Genomic DNA, 14354 nt, shown 5'->3' with positions numbered 1-14354 from the left:
GGTCACTCCTTCTTGATCATTCTGTTCTTGATCATTGTGGGGACCCGCGCGAGGGCGGGCCGTACGTCGTGCCTGTCGGCCGCGTACGCCACCGCCGTGAAGACCACGACGACCAGCACCGCGCACAGGACTCCGCGCAGCATCGCCGCGGGTACGCCGGCCCCCTCCGGCACCGTGATGGTACGCGCCGCGAGCGCGACGGCCGTACCCGCGGCGGCGGCGCCGAGCCCCACCAGGACGGCCCGGGTGGCCCCGGCGAGGGCGGCCGGTCCGATCCGGCGGCGCGCGCTGACCACCAGGGCGACGCCGAGCACGGTCAGCCCGACCGAGTGGCCGGCGGCGAGCGCGCCCACGCGGTCCCGGTCCGGTAGCACCGTGGCGAAGACGAACGCCGACGCCGCGACCGCGGCCCAGCCCACGGCGGTGGCCGCGGCGACCGCGGCCGGCCGGTGCCGCGCGTAGAGCGCGCGCGACAGCAGCGCGAACAGGCCGTAGCCGACGACGCCGGGTCCGAACGCGGCGATGCCGGCGGCGAGCGGCGCCGGGTCGGGGTCCTTGGGGTCGAGCGACGAGAGGACGACGGCGGCGTCCGGCGCGACCGCCACCAGAAGCGCGGCGCCGGCGAACGCGACGAGCAGGGTCGCCCGCAGCGCGGTGGCGGTGGTCGCGGCGAACCCGGTGTGGTCGCCGGCCGCCTCCTTCTCGGCGAGCGTCGGGAACGCGGCGGTGGCGATCGGCACCGTGAGCACCGCCCACGGCAGCAGGAACACCGTCTGGGCGAGCGCGAAGACCGCCACCGACCCGGCCGGCCCGCGTCCGGCGAGGATCAGCACGAGCGCGAGGCTGGCCTGCTGGGCACCGACGGTCACCGCGCCGGCGACGGCCAGCCGCCGCACCGGGCCGGCCACCGCGCCGAGCCGGTACGTCGGCCGGTACCGCAGCCCGAGCCGCCGCACCGGGATGACGAGGCACAACGTCATCACGGCGACGGCCAGCGTCGTACCGCCGGCGAGCAGGGCCAGGTCGATGCCGTCGATGGCGGCCACGTCGGGGGCGGGGCCCGCGCGCAGGGCGAAGGCCACGTACATCACTGCCACGGTGACCGAGGACAGCAGCGGAGCCAGCACCGGCCACACGAACCGTTTGTGCGCCTGGAGCACGCCGGCGAGCACGATGCCGATCCCGTAGAGCGGCAGCTGCGGCGCGAAGATCCGCAGCATGGTGACGCCGACCTCCCGCTCCGCGGCCGACGCGTCGCCGACGAACACCCCGACGATCGGCCCGGCCGCCAACGCCAGGACGACCGACACCGGCACGAGGATGCTGACCACCCAGGTGAGCTGCGCGCTGACGGTCCTGTCGACGGCGGCGCGGTCGCTGTCGCGCAGCGGCGCGGCGAGCACCGGCACCACGAGGCTGGCGAGCGCCCCACCGGCCACGATCTCGAAGACGATGTTCGGGATGGTGTTCGCGGCCTGGTACAGGTCGCCGAGCCGGGCGAGCCCCACCGCCCACGTGAAGACCAGAATGCGGCCAAATCCGGCAATCCGGCTGGCCACGGTGAGCGCCGCGATCACACTCGCGGCGCGGGCCACCCGCGCGCCGACCACCGTCACCGTCAGTCGGCGCTGTCCCCGGAGCGGCCGAGCGCGTCGAGCTCCCGCAGCACCGGCGTGCCCTCGATGACCCGCGTGAAGCTGACCTTCTCACTGGCCGCGGTCAGCGCCACGATCCCCGCGAGCAGTGCCAGCCGCCCGCGCCGCCCCGTGCGGGCCGCGGCGGCGGTGCCGAGCAGCGCGCCCAACGCGTTCGCGCCGGCGTCGCCGAGCATCGCGCGTTCGGCCAGGTCGTCGGGCAGCAGCGCGGCCGCGGCGCCGGCGGCGGCGCCCGCGACCGGAGCGGCGGGACCACCGGCGGCGGCCAACGGCACCGCCGCGGCCAGCCCCACCTTCAGCGCCCGCCCGGGACGCAGGTCGAACAGGTTCATCAGGTTCGCCGACCCGGCCACCAGCGCGCCGGCCAGCAGCGCGTCGACGGCCCCGGCCACCTTGCCCGAGCGGGCCCAGCGGCCGGTGTGGTGGTCGAGGTGACCGGCGGCGGCCATGCCGGCCACGCCGATCCCCACGATCTTGATCATTCCGCTGGTGACCCGGCCCTCGCGCAGCGCCGTGAGGTGACCGCGGAAGCCCTTGGCACCGGCGTGCCCGGGCAGGTGGCCGACCGCGTCGTCGTAGGCGCCGACCGCGCCGGCTCCCACGCCCGCGACCGCCGCCGCGACGCCGGCCGGACCTCCGGCCAGCGCGGCCACCCCACCCGCCGCGGCGGCGTAGGACAGGCCGCCGGCCAGGCTCACGTCGCGTCCCCGGAAGTTCGTCCGCCGCAGCGCGTCCCGCGCCTTCTTCGCGGCCGGGACCTCGACGGCCCTGAGAGCGAGCCGCGCGGCCGCCGCGGCGGCGAGCGCGGCGACGAGCGCGCCCCTACGACCCATTCTTGGCTCCGGCGGGCGCCTTCGGCACGAGCCCGTTCTGGCCGGACACCCCGTAGTGGCCGGGTGTCTTGCCCTCGATCTGGTCCGCGAGCGCCAGCATCACGCCGACGCGGCCCTGCGGCGAGCCGGCGTTGTCGACCGTGGAGACCGGCTTCGACAGGGTCGAGTCGCCGCGCACGGCGCCGACGAGGTTGCCGTCGCCGGCGGTGCTCTCGGCCGCGACCAGCAACGGGCCGGCCTTGTCGAACTGCTCGACGATCGTCTTCAGGCCGGCGTTGAGCTTGCCCGCGTCCTTCTCCTTGTACGGGGCGCCGGCGAGCACCAGTACGGCCTCGGCCGGCTCCTTCACGGTCGCGCCGACCAGGTACGAGCCGGTGAACGCGGTGAGCGTCTTGGTGCGCTGCTCCTGCGTCACGGCGGGCGTGCGGTCGACGAGCACGGCGGCGAGCAGCGCCGACGCGGTCTCCGCGCCGTTGGTGTTCGTCGGCAGGCCGGTGACGGTCTCGGGGGTGCTGTTGTCGACGAGGTCGAGCAGCTCCTCCTTGCTCGCCGGGTCGACGAACCGCTTCTGGAACGCCAGCTGCCCGGTGACGGTGACGCCCGCGGCCTTCAACGCCTCGGTGACGCCGTCGACGTAGTCCTTCTCGGCGTCGGTGGTGGTGAGCACCAGCACCCGCTTGCCGTTGAGGCGGCTGCCGACCGCCCAGGGCCCCACCTCGGTGGCGAAGCGCTCCTCCTGCTCGGCCTCCTCGTTGAGGTGGTTCAACTGGTCGCGGAGCTGGTTGTTCGTCTTGCCCATCTCGTCGACCTGCGCGGCCAGGCTGTCGGCGGCCGGCCCGTTGAACGCGGCCGTTCCGACGATGAGACCGAGGGCCAGCGCGAGGAACACCGCGGCGATGGACACGACGTGGTACCGGAAGTTGATCACGGTCTTGGCCCTCTGGTTTGACTTGCAGGCTATGAGAACAGGTTGAACATGAGCTTGTCCCACCACTCGGCGGCGACGCCCAGCCACGCCTTGCCCAGTGTCGACACGGCGACGGCGGCCGCCATGGCCGCGAGTGCCGACATCACCAGTAGTACCAGGGACGAGGTGGAGAGGTTCTGCCGGTACAGCCGGCTGACGCCCTTGGCGTCGACGAGCTTGCCGCCGACCTTGAGCCGCGTGAGGAACGTGCTCGCCATGCCGGCCCGGCCCTTGTCGAGGAACTCGACGAGCTTGTCGTGGGTGCCGACCGCCACGATCAGCGTCGCGCCCTTCTCGTCGGCCAGGAGCATGGCGATGTCCTCGCTGGTCGCGGCCGCGGGGAAGGTCACCGCCGGTACCCCGAGCTGGTTGACCCGTTGGAGACCGGGTGCGCGCCCGTCCGGGTACGCGTGCACGACGACCTCGGCGCCGCAGCGCAGCACGTCGTCGGACACCGAGTCCATGTCCCCGATGATCATGTCGGGTGTGTAGCCGGCCTCGACCAGCGCGTCGGCCCCGCCGTCGACGCCGATCAGCACGGGCTTGAACTCGCGGATGTACGGCCGCAGCACGTCGAGGTCGGCCTTGTAGTCGTACCCGCGCACGACGATGAGGCAGTGCCGCCCGCCCAGCCGGGTCTCGACCGCCGGCACGCCGACGCCGTCGAGCAGCAGTTCCCGCTCCTGCTTGAGGTACTCCATCGTGTTGGCGGCGAACGCCTCAAGCTGCACCGACAGGCCCTCCCGGGCGTCGGCCATCGCCTGCGTCACGGTGTCGGTGTCGTGGCGGCTGCCCTCGGCGAGCGGCTCGTCACCCCGGAAGATCTTGTTACCTTCGATCCGGACGACGTCGCCCTCGCGGAGCTTCTCGAACAGCTCCTCCCCGAACTCGTCGATCAGCGGGATGCCGGCCTTGACCAGCACCTCCGGCCCGAGGTTCGGGTACCGCCCGGAGATCGACGGCTTGGCGTTGAGCACCGCGGCCACCTCGGCGGCCACCAACGAGTCGGCCGCCACCCGGTCGACGTCGACGTGGTCGATCACGGCGATGTCGCCCGGACGCAGCCGGCCGGCGAGCCGCTTGGTTCGCCGGTCGAGCCGGACCGTGCCGACAATCTGCCCCGGCTCGGCGGGCCGGGTGCGGCGCAGCATTGGTAGACGCATCGGTTCCATCCTGGCACGTCGCGGCGACATCCCGGTGACGCGACTCGCCGAATGCTCACGTTTGACCGGATATGGGGTTTTCAGGCCGGGTCATCCCGCCTCGTTCACCTTGACGCTGACCAGGCCCGCTCGAACCCCGGCCGTTCACACACGGTGAGCGGTCGGGACGACGGAGCCGGTCAAGATCGTGATCCGAGGAAGAAACGTGGAGTCCCGCTTCAGGTTCTTTCCTCAGGTAGTGATCGTGGCCGGTGGCGGCGACCGGATTCGAGCCGCCGGCAGCTACGCGTGGTTACCGCAAATCATGTCAGCGCACTAGCCGCGCTTCTCCCGGGCGGCGACCGCCAGCAGTTCTTCGGCGTGGGCTATGCCGAGGTCGGAGTCGGGGAGGCCGGCGAGCATGCGGGCCAGTTCCCGGGCGCGTTCGGTGTCTTCGACCAGTCGGACACCGCTGGTGGTGACGGCGCCGCCTGTGTCCTTGGCCACTACGAGGTGGCGGTCGGCGAACGCGGCCACCTGGGGGAGGTGGGTGACGACGAAGACCTGGTGGTCGCGGGCCAGCTTGGCGAGGCGACGGCCGATCTCCACCGCGGCCCGCCCGCCGACGCCGGCGTCGACCTCGTCGAAGACCAGCGTGGGCGGACCACCCGCGCCGGCGAACACCACCTCGATGGCCAGCATCACCCGCGACAGCTCGCCGCCCGAGGCACCCTTCTGCAGGGCCAGCGACGGCGCGCCCGGGTGCGCCAGCAGCCGCAGCTCGACCTCGTCGGCGCCGTCGGGTCCCACGCCGACCTCCGCGCCCGACACGGTGAGCGTCGGCCCGCCGCCCACCGGACGCTGGCCGATCGCCACCTCGACCCGCGCGTGCGGCATGGCCAGGCCCTTCAGCTCGACCGTGACGGCGTCGCTGAACCGGCCGGCCGCCTCGCGCCGGCTCGCCGACAGCCGGGCGGCGAGTTCGGCGGTCTCCCCCGCCAGCCGGCGCCGCTCGCGGTCGAGCTCCTCGAGCACCTCGTCGGACGTGTCGAGCTCCGACAGCCGCGCCTGCGCATGGGCCGCCCAGGCCAGCACGCCGTCGATGTCCTCGGCGTACTTGCGGGTCAGCGACCGCAGCGCGGACCGCCGCTCGTAGACCTCCTGCAGCCGCGCCGGGTCGGCGTCGAGCGCGTCGAGGTAGCGGCTCAGGTCGACGGCGACGTCGCCGATCACGGTGGCGGCCTCGGCCAGCCGGCCGGCCTGCTCGCCCAGGTCGGCGTCGAGGCCGGCCTGCGCCTCCAGGGTGCGCTGCGCCGTGGACAGCATCCCGTTGACGTCGGGGGTGTCGTCGGTGGACCCGCCGAGGATCTGGTACGCCAGCTGCGCCGCGGTGCGCAGGCCCTCGACGTGCTCGAGGCGTTGCGCCTCGGCCTTGAGCGCCTCGTCCTCCCCCGGCTGCGGGTCGACCCGCGTGATCTCCTCGAGGCCGAGCTTGAGCAGGTCGGCCTCCTGGTGCCGCTCGCGCGCGGTGCGCCGCCGGTTGGCGAGGTCTTCGTCGACCGCGCGCCACTGGGCGAACCGCTCGCCGTACTCGCCGAGCAGCTTCTCGTGCGCCGCCCCCGCGAACCGGTCGAGCGCCGCCCGCTGCTCGGCCGCCCGCAGCAGCCGCAGCTGGTCGCTCTGACCGTGCACGGCCACCACCGCCGAGCCGACCTCGGCGAGCACGCCCGCCGGCACGGCCCGCCCGCCGACGTGGGCGCGGGAGCGGCCCTCGGCGGTGACGGTGCGGCTCAGCAGGACGGTTCCGTCGTCGTCCACCTCACCCCCGGCCTCCTCGACGCGGGCCTGGACCACCGGCGCCGCCGCGCCGGCCAGCCGTAGGCGGCCCTCGACCACGGCCCGGCCGGTATCGGCGCGGACCCGGCCACCGTCGGCCCGGCCGCCGAAGAGCAGGCCCAGGCTGGTGACCACCATGGTCTTACCGGCGCCGGTCTCACCCGTGATCACGGTGAGGCCGGCCCCGAGGGGAAGGGTGGCGTCGGAGATGACGCCGAGACCGGTGATGCGGATCTCGTCCAGCACAAAGAAGGACGATAGTCCCGGGGTACGACAAGACGCGAGTTAGGAGTGCTGAGCCCGCCAGCCCTCGACGGGCAGGCCGAACTTCGCTACCAGACGGTCGGTGAACGGGTTGTCACTCAGGCGAACCACCTTGACCGGCTGCTCGCCGCGGCGGGCGGTCACCACCGAGCCCGGCGGGAGCGTCCAGGCCCGCCGCCCGTCGCACTGGAGCTGCGCGAACGTCGTGTACGGCGCCACCGTGACGGTCACCGTCGACGTCGGCGCGGTCACCAGCGCCCGGCTGAACAGGGCGTGTGCGCTGTTCGGCACCACGAGGATGGCCTGCACGTCCGGCCACACCACCGGTCCCCCGGCGGAGAACGCGTGAGCGGTGGACCCGGTGGGCGTGGCCACGAGAACCCCGTCACACCCGTAGCGCGACAGCGGCCGCCCGTCGACGTCGACCATCACCTCGAGCATGCGTTCACGCATGCCCTTCTCGACGCTGACCTCGTTCAACGCCCACGACCGGGCGATCAACTGGCCGTCGCACTCCACCTCGATGTCGAGCGTCATCCGCTCGTCGACGTGGTAGTTCCGCGACACCACGTCGCGCACGGCCCGTTCGAGGTCGCTGACCTCGGCCTCGTTGAGGAAGCCGACCTTGCCGAGGTTGATGCCGAGCAGCGGCACCTTGGCCGGCCGGGCCAGCTCGGCCGCGCGGAGGAACGTCCCGTCTCCGCCGAGAGCGAACACGATCTCCGCGCCCTCGGCGGCGGCGGGGCCGCGCACCGGCCGCACGCCGGGCAGCTCCAGCTCGGGTGCCTCCTCGGCGACCACGCGCACGGTGAATCCGGCCTTCAGCAGGTCGGCGGCGACGCTGCGCGCGTGCGCCGAGCTCTGCCGGCGGCCGGTGTGGGTCACCAGGAGGGCTTCGCGGCCGGTCATGCGGTCACCGCGTCAAGGGCGTCAGGATCGATGGGACCGGCGTCGCGGCGCAGCCACAGGAAGAACTCGACGTTGCCGGCCGGCCCGGGTAGCGGGCTGCGCGTGACGCCCGCCACCCCGAAGCCGAGCGCGGCCGCGCTGGACGCCACACCCGTCACCGCCTCCGTCCACAAGCCGGGGTCGCGGACGACCCCACCCGGCCCTACCCGCTCCTTGCCCACCTCGAACTGCGGCTTGACCATCGGCACCAGATCGGTGGTGGTGCATGCGGCGAGCGCGGGCAGCACCAGGGTCAGCGAGATGAACGACAGGTCGGCGACGGTGAGGTCGGCCGGCCCGCCGATGACGTCGGGGGTCAACGCGCGCACGTTCTGACGATCGAAGACTCGGACACGATCATCAGTACGCAGCGACCACGCCAGTTGGCCGTACCCGACGTCGACCGCGACCACTTCGGCCGCGCCGGCCCGCAGCAGCACGTCGGTGAACCCACCGGTCGACGCCCCCGCGTCGAGGCAGCGCCTTCCCTCGACCGCGAGGGTCGGGAACGCCGCGAGCGCGCCGGCGAGCTTGTGCCCACCCCGGGACACGTAGTCGGACCCGCTGTCGACCACCCGCACCGGGTCGGCGGGGTCCACGAGTGCGGCCGGCTTGCCGGCCACCAGTCCCTTCACCTCGACGCGGCCGTCCGCGACCAGCGCGGCGGCCTGCTCGCGCGAGCGGGCCAAACCACGCCGGACGAGTTCGACGTCGAGGCGGTTCCGTCGGGCCATGCGCGGTGGGTCAGCGCTCCTGGCCGGAGTCGATCGACGCCAGCGTCCCCTGCAACTCCTGCTGCACGGCGGCGAACCCCGCCACCTGTTCGCCCGGCGGCAGGTCGGCGATCCGGTCGAGCTCCGCCAACGCCGCGTCGACACGCGGGTGCCCGGTCTGCTCCTGAGGCTCGGTCATCGTCAGGCCCGCTTGGCGGTCTTCTTGGCGGTCGCCTTGGCGGGCGACTTGGCCGGCGCCGCCTTGGCCGCGTCCTTGGCCGGCGCCGCCTTGGCCGGAACCTTCGCCGCGTCCTTGGCCGCGTCCTTGGCCGGCGCCGCCTTGGCCTTCCTGGCGGGCGCCTTGGTGGGTGCCGCATCCGTGGAAGCCGCGTCCGTGGAGGCCGCCTTCGCGGGGGCCGCCGCGGTAACCGCCGCCTCCGGAGCCACCTTCGCGGGAGCCACCTTCGCCGGAGCCGTCTTCGCCGCGACCGCCTTCTTCGCCACAGTCTTCTTGGCAACCGCCTTGACCGCCGCCGGTCCCCCAGCCGCCGCCGAACCAGCCGCCGGTGCCTCGACCGCCGCCGAACCCGTCCTTGGCGCCTCGGCCGCCACGGCCGCCCGCGCGGCCCGAGCCGCGTCCGCGGTAGCCGCGATCTCCGCCTCGCCGGCCGCGTCCACAGCCGCCGCCTTCTTCGCCACCGTCTTCTTCGCGACCGCCTTCTTGGCGACCGGCGACGCCAGCGACGAAGGCACCGGCCCGCTGTCGGCCGCCGCCGGCTTCGACGCCTGCAGCTGCGCCTCCAGCTCCCGCACGCGGGCGGTCAGCGTCTCGACCTCGTCGGCCTTGGCCAGCCCGACGGCGTTGAGCGCGCGCTCCAGCTCCACCCGGACGAGGTTGCGCACCGCCTCGCGGTTGGCGGCACTGGCGCGGACCAGCTCGTCGGCCAGGCCCTGCAGCTGGTCGGCGCTGACCCCGCTCTTGCCGACCACCTTCTTCGCCGTCTTCAGCGCCTTCTTGGTGGACGCCTCGGTGACGCCCAGCGCCATCTCCAGGTATGCCCGCCACGCGTCCTGCCGCATTGTGCGCAGCTCCTCTCAGCCGGTTCCCCGCAACGCTACCCGGCTGCCGCGGGCGCGGTGCGGTAGCGTGCCGCACATCGTCGGCGTGGCGATCCTGCCACGTCCGTTCCGAGGGAGGGCACCGAACATGGCCACCGTGGACCAGTGCCGCGAGGCGCTCAACCAGCTAGCCGCGAGGTTGGCGGAGAACGCCGGGGCCGGTGGCCGGCTCGACTTCGACCGCACGCTCGCCTGCCAGGTCCCCGACCTGGGTGCCGCCTTCCACGGCCGCCTCGAGGACGGCAAGATCGTCGACCTCACCGACGGCGACGACCCCAAGGCCAAGATCAAGCTGATCATCGCCAGCGACGACCTGCTGGAGCTGGTGGCCGGCCGCCTCGACGCCGGCAAGGCGTTCGCGAGCGGCCGCCTGAAGATCAAGGCCAGCGTCATGGACCTGCTGAAGCTCCGCAAGCTCCTCTGACCCAACGTCCGGCCCGACCCAACGTCCGGCCGGAAGTGTCAGCCCAGCCCCAGCGACGCCAGCGCGGAGGCCGCACCGTCCCCGTCGGCCCGGATCCGCCCCGGCGGGGCGTCGCCGCGCCAGGCCGTGGCGCACAGGGCACGCAGCGCGTCGAGGGTCTCGCCGGCTCCCCGGAGCACCAGGTCACCGCCGTCGGCGACGGCCGTCCACCCGTCGGCCCCGGACGCCACCGGACGCGCGTCCCCCTCGGTGAACAGCCCACCGAGGTCGGCCGCCACGTACGTCGGACGCTGGTGCGCCGGCGCGGCGACCAGGTCGACCGGACGGTGCACGCCGGTCAGCACGAACAGGCTGTCCATCGACGCGGCGTTGGCCCCTTCGATGTCGGTGTCGAGCCGGTCTCCGACGACGACCGCCCGCGACGCCCCGCGCCGCTTCGCGGCCTGCTCGAACAGCGCCGGCGCCGGTTTGCCGACCACGAGGTCGGGTTCCCGGTCGACCGCCACGGCCAGCGCGGCGACCAGGGCTCCGTTGCCGGGCAGCGGTCCCCGCGCCGACGGCAGGGTGCGGTCGGCGTTCGTGGCGACCCACCAGGCCCCGCCCCGCACGGCGACGCATCCTTCGGCGAGCTGCTGCCAGCCGACGTCCCGCCCGTACCCCTGCACGACGGCGACGGGCGAGTCGTCGGCCGACCACACCGCACGCAGTCCCACCTCTTCGATCTCGGCGGCCAGTTCCGCGGTCCCGACGACGAGGACGCGGCTACCCGCCGGCAGCCGTTCGGCCATGACCCCGGCGGACACCTGCGCCGACGTGACCACCTCGCCCTCGGAGCTGGGCACGCCGAGCTCGGCGAGGTGCGCCGTCACACTCGACGCCCGCCGCGACGCGTTGTTCGTCGCGTACGCCACGCCGAGCCCGAGCTCGTGCAGCCGCGTGATCCCCGCCACCGCGCCGGGCACCGCCGCCGGCCCGATGTACACCACACCGTCCAGGTCGAAGATGAAGAGATCGTGCGTCGCCGCGATCGTCATCCGTCGTGGTCCGGCGCGTCGGTCCCGTCACCGTTCGTCGGTTCGGTGAAAACCACGATGTGACGCGCGTGGGTGCCGGCCTGCGACCCCGCGGACTCTCTGTTCTCCCCGGCTTCCGCCGTGTCCTCCGACGCACCGGCCGCGGTGGGCGCGCTTCGGGGAGCGCCGGCTTCCTGGGACGCCGCCCCCGGAGCCGCGCTTCCCGGAGCACCGGCTGCCCCGGCCGGCCCTCCCGTTGCCGCCTCTCCGGCGGCACCGGCGGGGTCGGCCGGGTCGTCGATGACCACGCCGTCGAGCTCGAGCACCCGCTCGGCCGCGTCGGTCACCAGGTCGTCGTCGACGTCGGCCGCCCGCGCGAACCACATCCGCGCGTCGTCGGTGCGCCCGGCCGCCAGCAGGTTGTCCGCGTACGCGTACCGCAGCCGCGCGGCCCAGGGCGCCTCGTCGTCCTGCAGGTCGGGGATCTGCAGCATGGCGACCGCGGCCCCGTACTGCCCCATGTCCCCGCGGGCGCCGGCGGCCACGATCAGCAGCTCGATCGCCTCGTCGGGCTCCAGCTTGTCGAGGTTGGCCGCCCGGTACAGGTCCACCGCCTTCTCCGGACGTCCCTGTGCCCGCTCGCAGTCCGCCAGGATCGCCAGGTGCGTCTGCCGTCCCGTGATCCGGTGGTAGGTCCGCAGCTCCGCGACGGCCATCGCCCACTGCCCCGTGTGGTACGCCGCGAGCCCGACCGCCTCGCGGACGCTGGCCACCCGTGGCGCCATCCGACGGGCCACCATCGCGTGGGCCAACGCCCCCGCGGGGTCCTCGTCGAGCAGCAACCCTGATGCCACCAGCCGCTTCGCGACCGCACTGTTCACCGGACCGGTCAGCGTCCGCAGCTCCGACCGGATCTCCGGATCCAGGTCCCGCGGGTCGACGTCCTCCGGCAGCTCCGGATCCCCACCCGAGGCCCGCTCCGGGTCCGAGCCTTCCGAGTGTTCCTCGTCCTCGTCCTCGTCCTCGTCCTCGTAGTCGTCGTCCTCGTCGTCTCCCTCGTCGGACGCGTCGGCATCCACGGCCTCGACGGCCTCGACCTCCGACAGGTCCTCCGATCCGACCTCCGAGCCAACCCCACCCGCGACGGTGCCGTCCGCATCGTCAACGCCGGCAACCTCGTCCGACGGGTCGGCACCGGTCATTCCGGCGGGCAGATCCACGGCGAGGTCCTCGGCCGGGTCGACAACGTCGTCCCGGACCCCGGCGACCTCCTGCTCCGAGGAAGCCCGGTCCTCCCACCGCTCCCGGCCGTCCCGCTCACCGCGCGAGCCGTACCCGTCCCGGTCCCGGCCCCGGTCGCCATCGCCACCGAACCGGTCGCGGTTACCCCGTTCCCCGTCCGACGGACCGTAACGCCCGCCGGGCCGGTCCCCGTAGGGCCGCTGCTCCCGACGCCCCGAAGACCGGTCCCCGTCCTGGTAGCGCCCGCCACCGGACCGGTCCCGGAACTCCGGACCCGACCGCCCACGCGGCCGGTCCCCGGCCTCCCCGTGCGCCGGACGCTCCCCGTCACGCCGGTACGGCCCACGGTCGCGGTCCCGGAACTCCCCGCCCGAGGCGTCCCGCCCCCGACGCTCGTCCCGGTCGCCGAACCGACGCTCGTCCCGCCGCTCGAAGCGACGCCCGTCGCGCCCGGTCCGCTCGTCGTGCCGCTCGTACCGTCCCCCCTCCCGAGAGGGACGCTCATCCCGCGACTCGAACCGGTCGCCCCGGCCGGTACGCCCATCGTCACGCCGGTCGAAGCGCCCGCCGTCCCGGCGCGGGAAAGGCCGGTCGTCGCCGCGGAAGTTCGTGCCCTCCCGACGGAACCCGCCAGAGTCACGCCCTCCCCGGGGCCCGTCGCCGTCCCGCCCCCGGAAGCCTCCCGGGCGGTCACCGCCGGGGCGGTCGCCACCTCGGAAGCCACCCTCACGGTCACCCCCACGGAAGCCACCGTCACGGTCGCCCCCGCGGAACCCGCGGTCGCGGTCTCCTCCGCGGAAGCCACCCTGACGGTCGCCGCCGCGCGAGCCGCTGTCGCGGTCTCCTCCGCGGAAGCCCCCTGGGCGGTCGCCACCGCGGAATCCGCCGTCACGGTCGCCGCCGCGGAACCCGCGGTCACGGTCTCCTCCGCGGAAGCCCCCTGGGCGGTCGCCACCCCGGAAGCCACCCTCGCGGTCGCCACCCCGGAAGCCGCCGCCGGGCCGGTCACGATCCCGGTAGCCGGGCCCTTCCCGGCTGCCACGGAAGCCACCCTCGCGGTCGCGGTAGCCGGAGCCCTCGCGGTTGCCCCGTGGCCCACCGCCCTCACGGTCGCCGAAGCGTCCGCCTTCGCGGTCGCGGAAGCCCCCGCCCCGGTCGTCGCGGAAGTTGCGGTCGCCGCGGAACCCACCCGTTCCACGGTCGCCCTGGCCACCGCGGAAACCACCGGACCCCCGGTCGCCACCCTGTCCACCACGGAAGCCACCCGACTCGCGGTCGCCCGAGCCGCCACGGAACCCGCGCGTGTCGCCCGAGCCCGAGCCGCTGTCCGGGCCCCGGTCACGCGGCCCCCGGTCCGACCGGTAACCACGGTCGTCTCCGTCACGATCCCCGCCGCGGAAGCCGCCGCCCTCGCGCCCCCGGAAGCCGCCGCCTTCACGCCCACGGAAGCCACCGCCCTCGCGGCCGCGGAAGCCACCGCCGTCGCGATCGCGGAAGCCGCCGCCCTCACGCGAGCTGCGGTCGCGGTCAGACGAAGGACGGCCGCCCTCGCCGCCTCCGTAACCGCCGCGGCCACCCGCACCGCCGCGGTTGCCAAAGCCTTCGCGGTCCCGGAAACCGCCCCGGTCGCCCGAGCCACCCCGGTCACCAAAGCTGCCCCGGCCTCCCGAGCCGCCCCGGTCGCCGGAGCCGCCGCGGTCGCGTCCGCCAAAGCCCCCGTCACGGCCACCAAAGCCACGGCCGCCGGAGCTCCGCTCGCCATAACCGCGGTCCCTGGAGCCGCGGTCGCTGGAGCCGCGGTCGCTGGAGCCGCGGTCGCTGGAACCGCGGTCGCCGGAACCGCCACGGTCCCGGTCGCCGCCGCGGGAACCGCGGTCACGGCCCTCGAAGCCGCCGCGTGATCCGCGGTCACGGCCTTCGAAGCCGCCGCGTGATCCGCGGTCACGGCCTTCGAAGCCACCGCGTGAACCGCGGCCGCCGTCGTCGCCGCGGGGGCGGTCGGCGTTGGGGTTGTCGGAGCGACCGGAGTCGCGGGGATCCGGGGACGGATCCGGGGACGAGGATTCCGTCACGATGATCCCCTCCAAAGGGTTCAGTCAAGGGGTCCGTACCCGGCCTGCGGGCAGTGAAACGGCAGTCGGTTTCAAACGGACCGTACATGCAACGAGGGCCGCCTCCACGGGCGGCCCTCGTCAATG

At 74.3% G+C, this 14354-nt stretch carries 13 protein-coding genes; 2 read left to right on the top strand and 11 right to left on the bottom strand.

Annotated features, from left to right (window positions below):
- Positions 1–2 precede the first annotated feature (2 nt).
- The 9 genes from murJ to Voc01_RS42910 all read right to left on the bottom strand — a co-directional run bounded on the left by murJ (position 3) and on the right by Voc01_RS42910 (position 9438).
- The gene (gene murJ / locus Voc01_RS42950) at positions 3–1616 is read right to left on the bottom strand and encodes a murein biosynthesis integral membrane protein MurJ (protein ID WP_239160903.1); all 1614 of its coding nucleotides are present in this window, start codon (positions 1614–1616) and stop codon (positions 3–5) included.
- 2 nt (positions 1617–1618) lie between these two features.
- On the bottom strand, positions 1619–2488 hold the full coding sequence (locus tag Voc01_RS42945; RefSeq protein WP_203933499.1) for a hypothetical protein: 870 nt from the start codon (positions 2486–2488) through the stop codon (positions 1619–1621).
- Positions 2478–3416: a copper transporter gene (locus Voc01_RS42940; protein WP_203933498.1), complete on the bottom strand. Its 939-nt coding sequence runs from the start codon at positions 3414–3416 to the stop codon at positions 2478–2480. Before Voc01_RS42940 ends, Voc01_RS42945 begins: the two co-directional genes overlap by 11 nt.
- A gap of 29 nt (positions 3417–3445) precedes the next feature.
- Positions 3446–4618 (bottom strand): putative cytokinetic ring protein SteA, encoded by a 1173-nt coding sequence (gene steA / locus Voc01_RS42935; RefSeq protein WP_203933497.1) that lies wholly within the window; start codon positions 4616–4618, stop codon positions 3446–3448.
- Positions 4619–4933: 315 nt separating this feature from the next.
- Positions 4934–6679: a DNA repair protein RecN gene (recN, locus tag Voc01_RS42930; RefSeq protein ID WP_203933496.1), complete on the bottom strand. Its 1746-nt coding sequence runs from the start codon at positions 6677–6679 to the stop codon at positions 4934–4936.
- Between the two features lie 39 nt (positions 6680–6718).
- Positions 6719–7606 (bottom strand): NAD kinase, encoded by an 888-nt coding sequence (locus Voc01_RS42925; RefSeq protein WP_203933495.1) that lies wholly within the window; start codon positions 7604–7606, stop codon positions 6719–6721.
- Positions 7603–8379 (bottom strand): TlyA family RNA methyltransferase, encoded by a 777-nt coding sequence (locus Voc01_RS42920; protein WP_203933494.1) that lies wholly within the window; start codon positions 8377–8379, stop codon positions 7603–7605. Before Voc01_RS42920 ends, Voc01_RS42925 begins: the two co-directional genes overlap by 4 nt.
- 10 nt (positions 8380–8389) lie before the next feature.
- On the bottom strand, positions 8390–8557 hold the full coding sequence (locus Voc01_RS42915; RefSeq protein ID WP_203933493.1) for a hypothetical protein: 168 nt from the start codon (positions 8555–8557) through the stop codon (positions 8390–8392).
- A gap of 2 nt (positions 8558–8559) precedes the next feature.
- On the bottom strand, positions 8560–9438 hold the full coding sequence (locus Voc01_RS42910; RefSeq protein WP_203933492.1) for a phasin family protein: 879 nt from the start codon (positions 9436–9438) through the stop codon (positions 8560–8562).
- A gap of 127 nt (positions 9439–9565) precedes the next feature.
- Here Voc01_RS42910 and Voc01_RS42905 point away from each other — a divergent pair, with 127 nt between their 5' ends.
- Positions 9566–9901: an SCP2 sterol-binding domain-containing protein gene (locus Voc01_RS42905; RefSeq protein ID WP_203933491.1), complete on the top strand. Its 336-nt coding sequence runs from the start codon at positions 9566–9568 to the stop codon at positions 9899–9901.
- A 38-nt stretch (positions 9902–9939) separates the two neighbouring features.
- Here the strand turns inward: Voc01_RS42905 and Voc01_RS42900 are convergent, their stop codons facing one another.
- Entirely contained in the window at positions 9940–10935 is a 996-nt protein-coding gene (locus Voc01_RS42900) for an HAD-IIA family hydrolase (protein WP_203933490.1), read from the bottom strand.
- The gene (locus tag Voc01_RS53660; protein WP_445009836.1) at positions 10932–11771 is read right to left on the bottom strand and encodes a tetratricopeptide repeat protein; all 840 of its coding nucleotides are present in this window, start codon (positions 11769–11771) and stop codon (positions 10932–10934) included. The genes Voc01_RS42900 and Voc01_RS53660 overlap by 4 nt, the downstream gene beginning before the upstream one ends.
- An 849-nt stretch (positions 11772–12620) precedes the next feature.
- Between Voc01_RS53660 and Voc01_RS42890 the strand changes: the two genes are divergently transcribed.
- Complete coding sequence (locus Voc01_RS42890) at positions 12621–14057, top strand: hypothetical protein (protein WP_203933488.1); 1437 nt, start codon at positions 12621–12623, stop codon at positions 14055–14057.
- Positions 14058–14354: the final 297 nt, after the last annotated feature.

Source organism: Virgisporangium ochraceum, assembly GCF_016863655.1.
GTDB lineage: Bacteria > Actinomycetota > Actinomycetes > Mycobacteriales > Micromonosporaceae > Virgisporangium > Virgisporangium ochraceum.
The sequence above is the reverse complement of the archived record's forward strand: the minus strand, read 5'-3'. Positions and strand labels throughout refer to the sequence as shown.

Coding starts and splice junctions, on each gene's coding strand:
- Voc01_RS42945 (WP_203933499.1), bottom strand. CDS start 2,488: ATGGGTCGTAGGGGCGCGCTCGTCGCCGCGCTCGCCGCCGCGGCGGCC.
- steA (WP_203933497.1), bottom strand. CDS start 4,618: ATGCGTCTACCAATGCTGCGCCGCACCCGGCCCGCCGAGCCGGGGCAG.
- Voc01_RS42925 (WP_203933495.1), bottom strand. CDS start 7,606: ATGACCGGCCGCGAAGCCCTCCTGGTGACCCACACCGGCCGCCGGCAG.
- Voc01_RS42920 (WP_203933494.1), bottom strand. CDS start 8,379: ATGGCCCGACGGAACCGCCTCGACGTCGAACTCGTCCGGCGTGGTTTG.
- Voc01_RS42915 (WP_203933493.1), bottom strand. CDS start 8,557: ATGACCGAGCCTCAGGAGCAGACCGGGCACCCGCGTGTCGACGCGGCG.
- Voc01_RS42910 (WP_203933492.1), bottom strand. CDS start 9,438: ATGCGGCAGGACGCGTGGCGGGCATACCTGGAGATGGCGCTGGGCGTC.
- Voc01_RS42905 (WP_203933491.1), top strand. CDS start 9,566: ATGGCCACCGTGGACCAGTGCCGCGAGGCGCTCAACCAGCTAGCCGCG.
- Voc01_RS42900 (WP_203933490.1), bottom strand. CDS start 10,935: ATGACGATCGCGGCGACGCACGATCTCTTCATCTTCGACCTGGACGGT.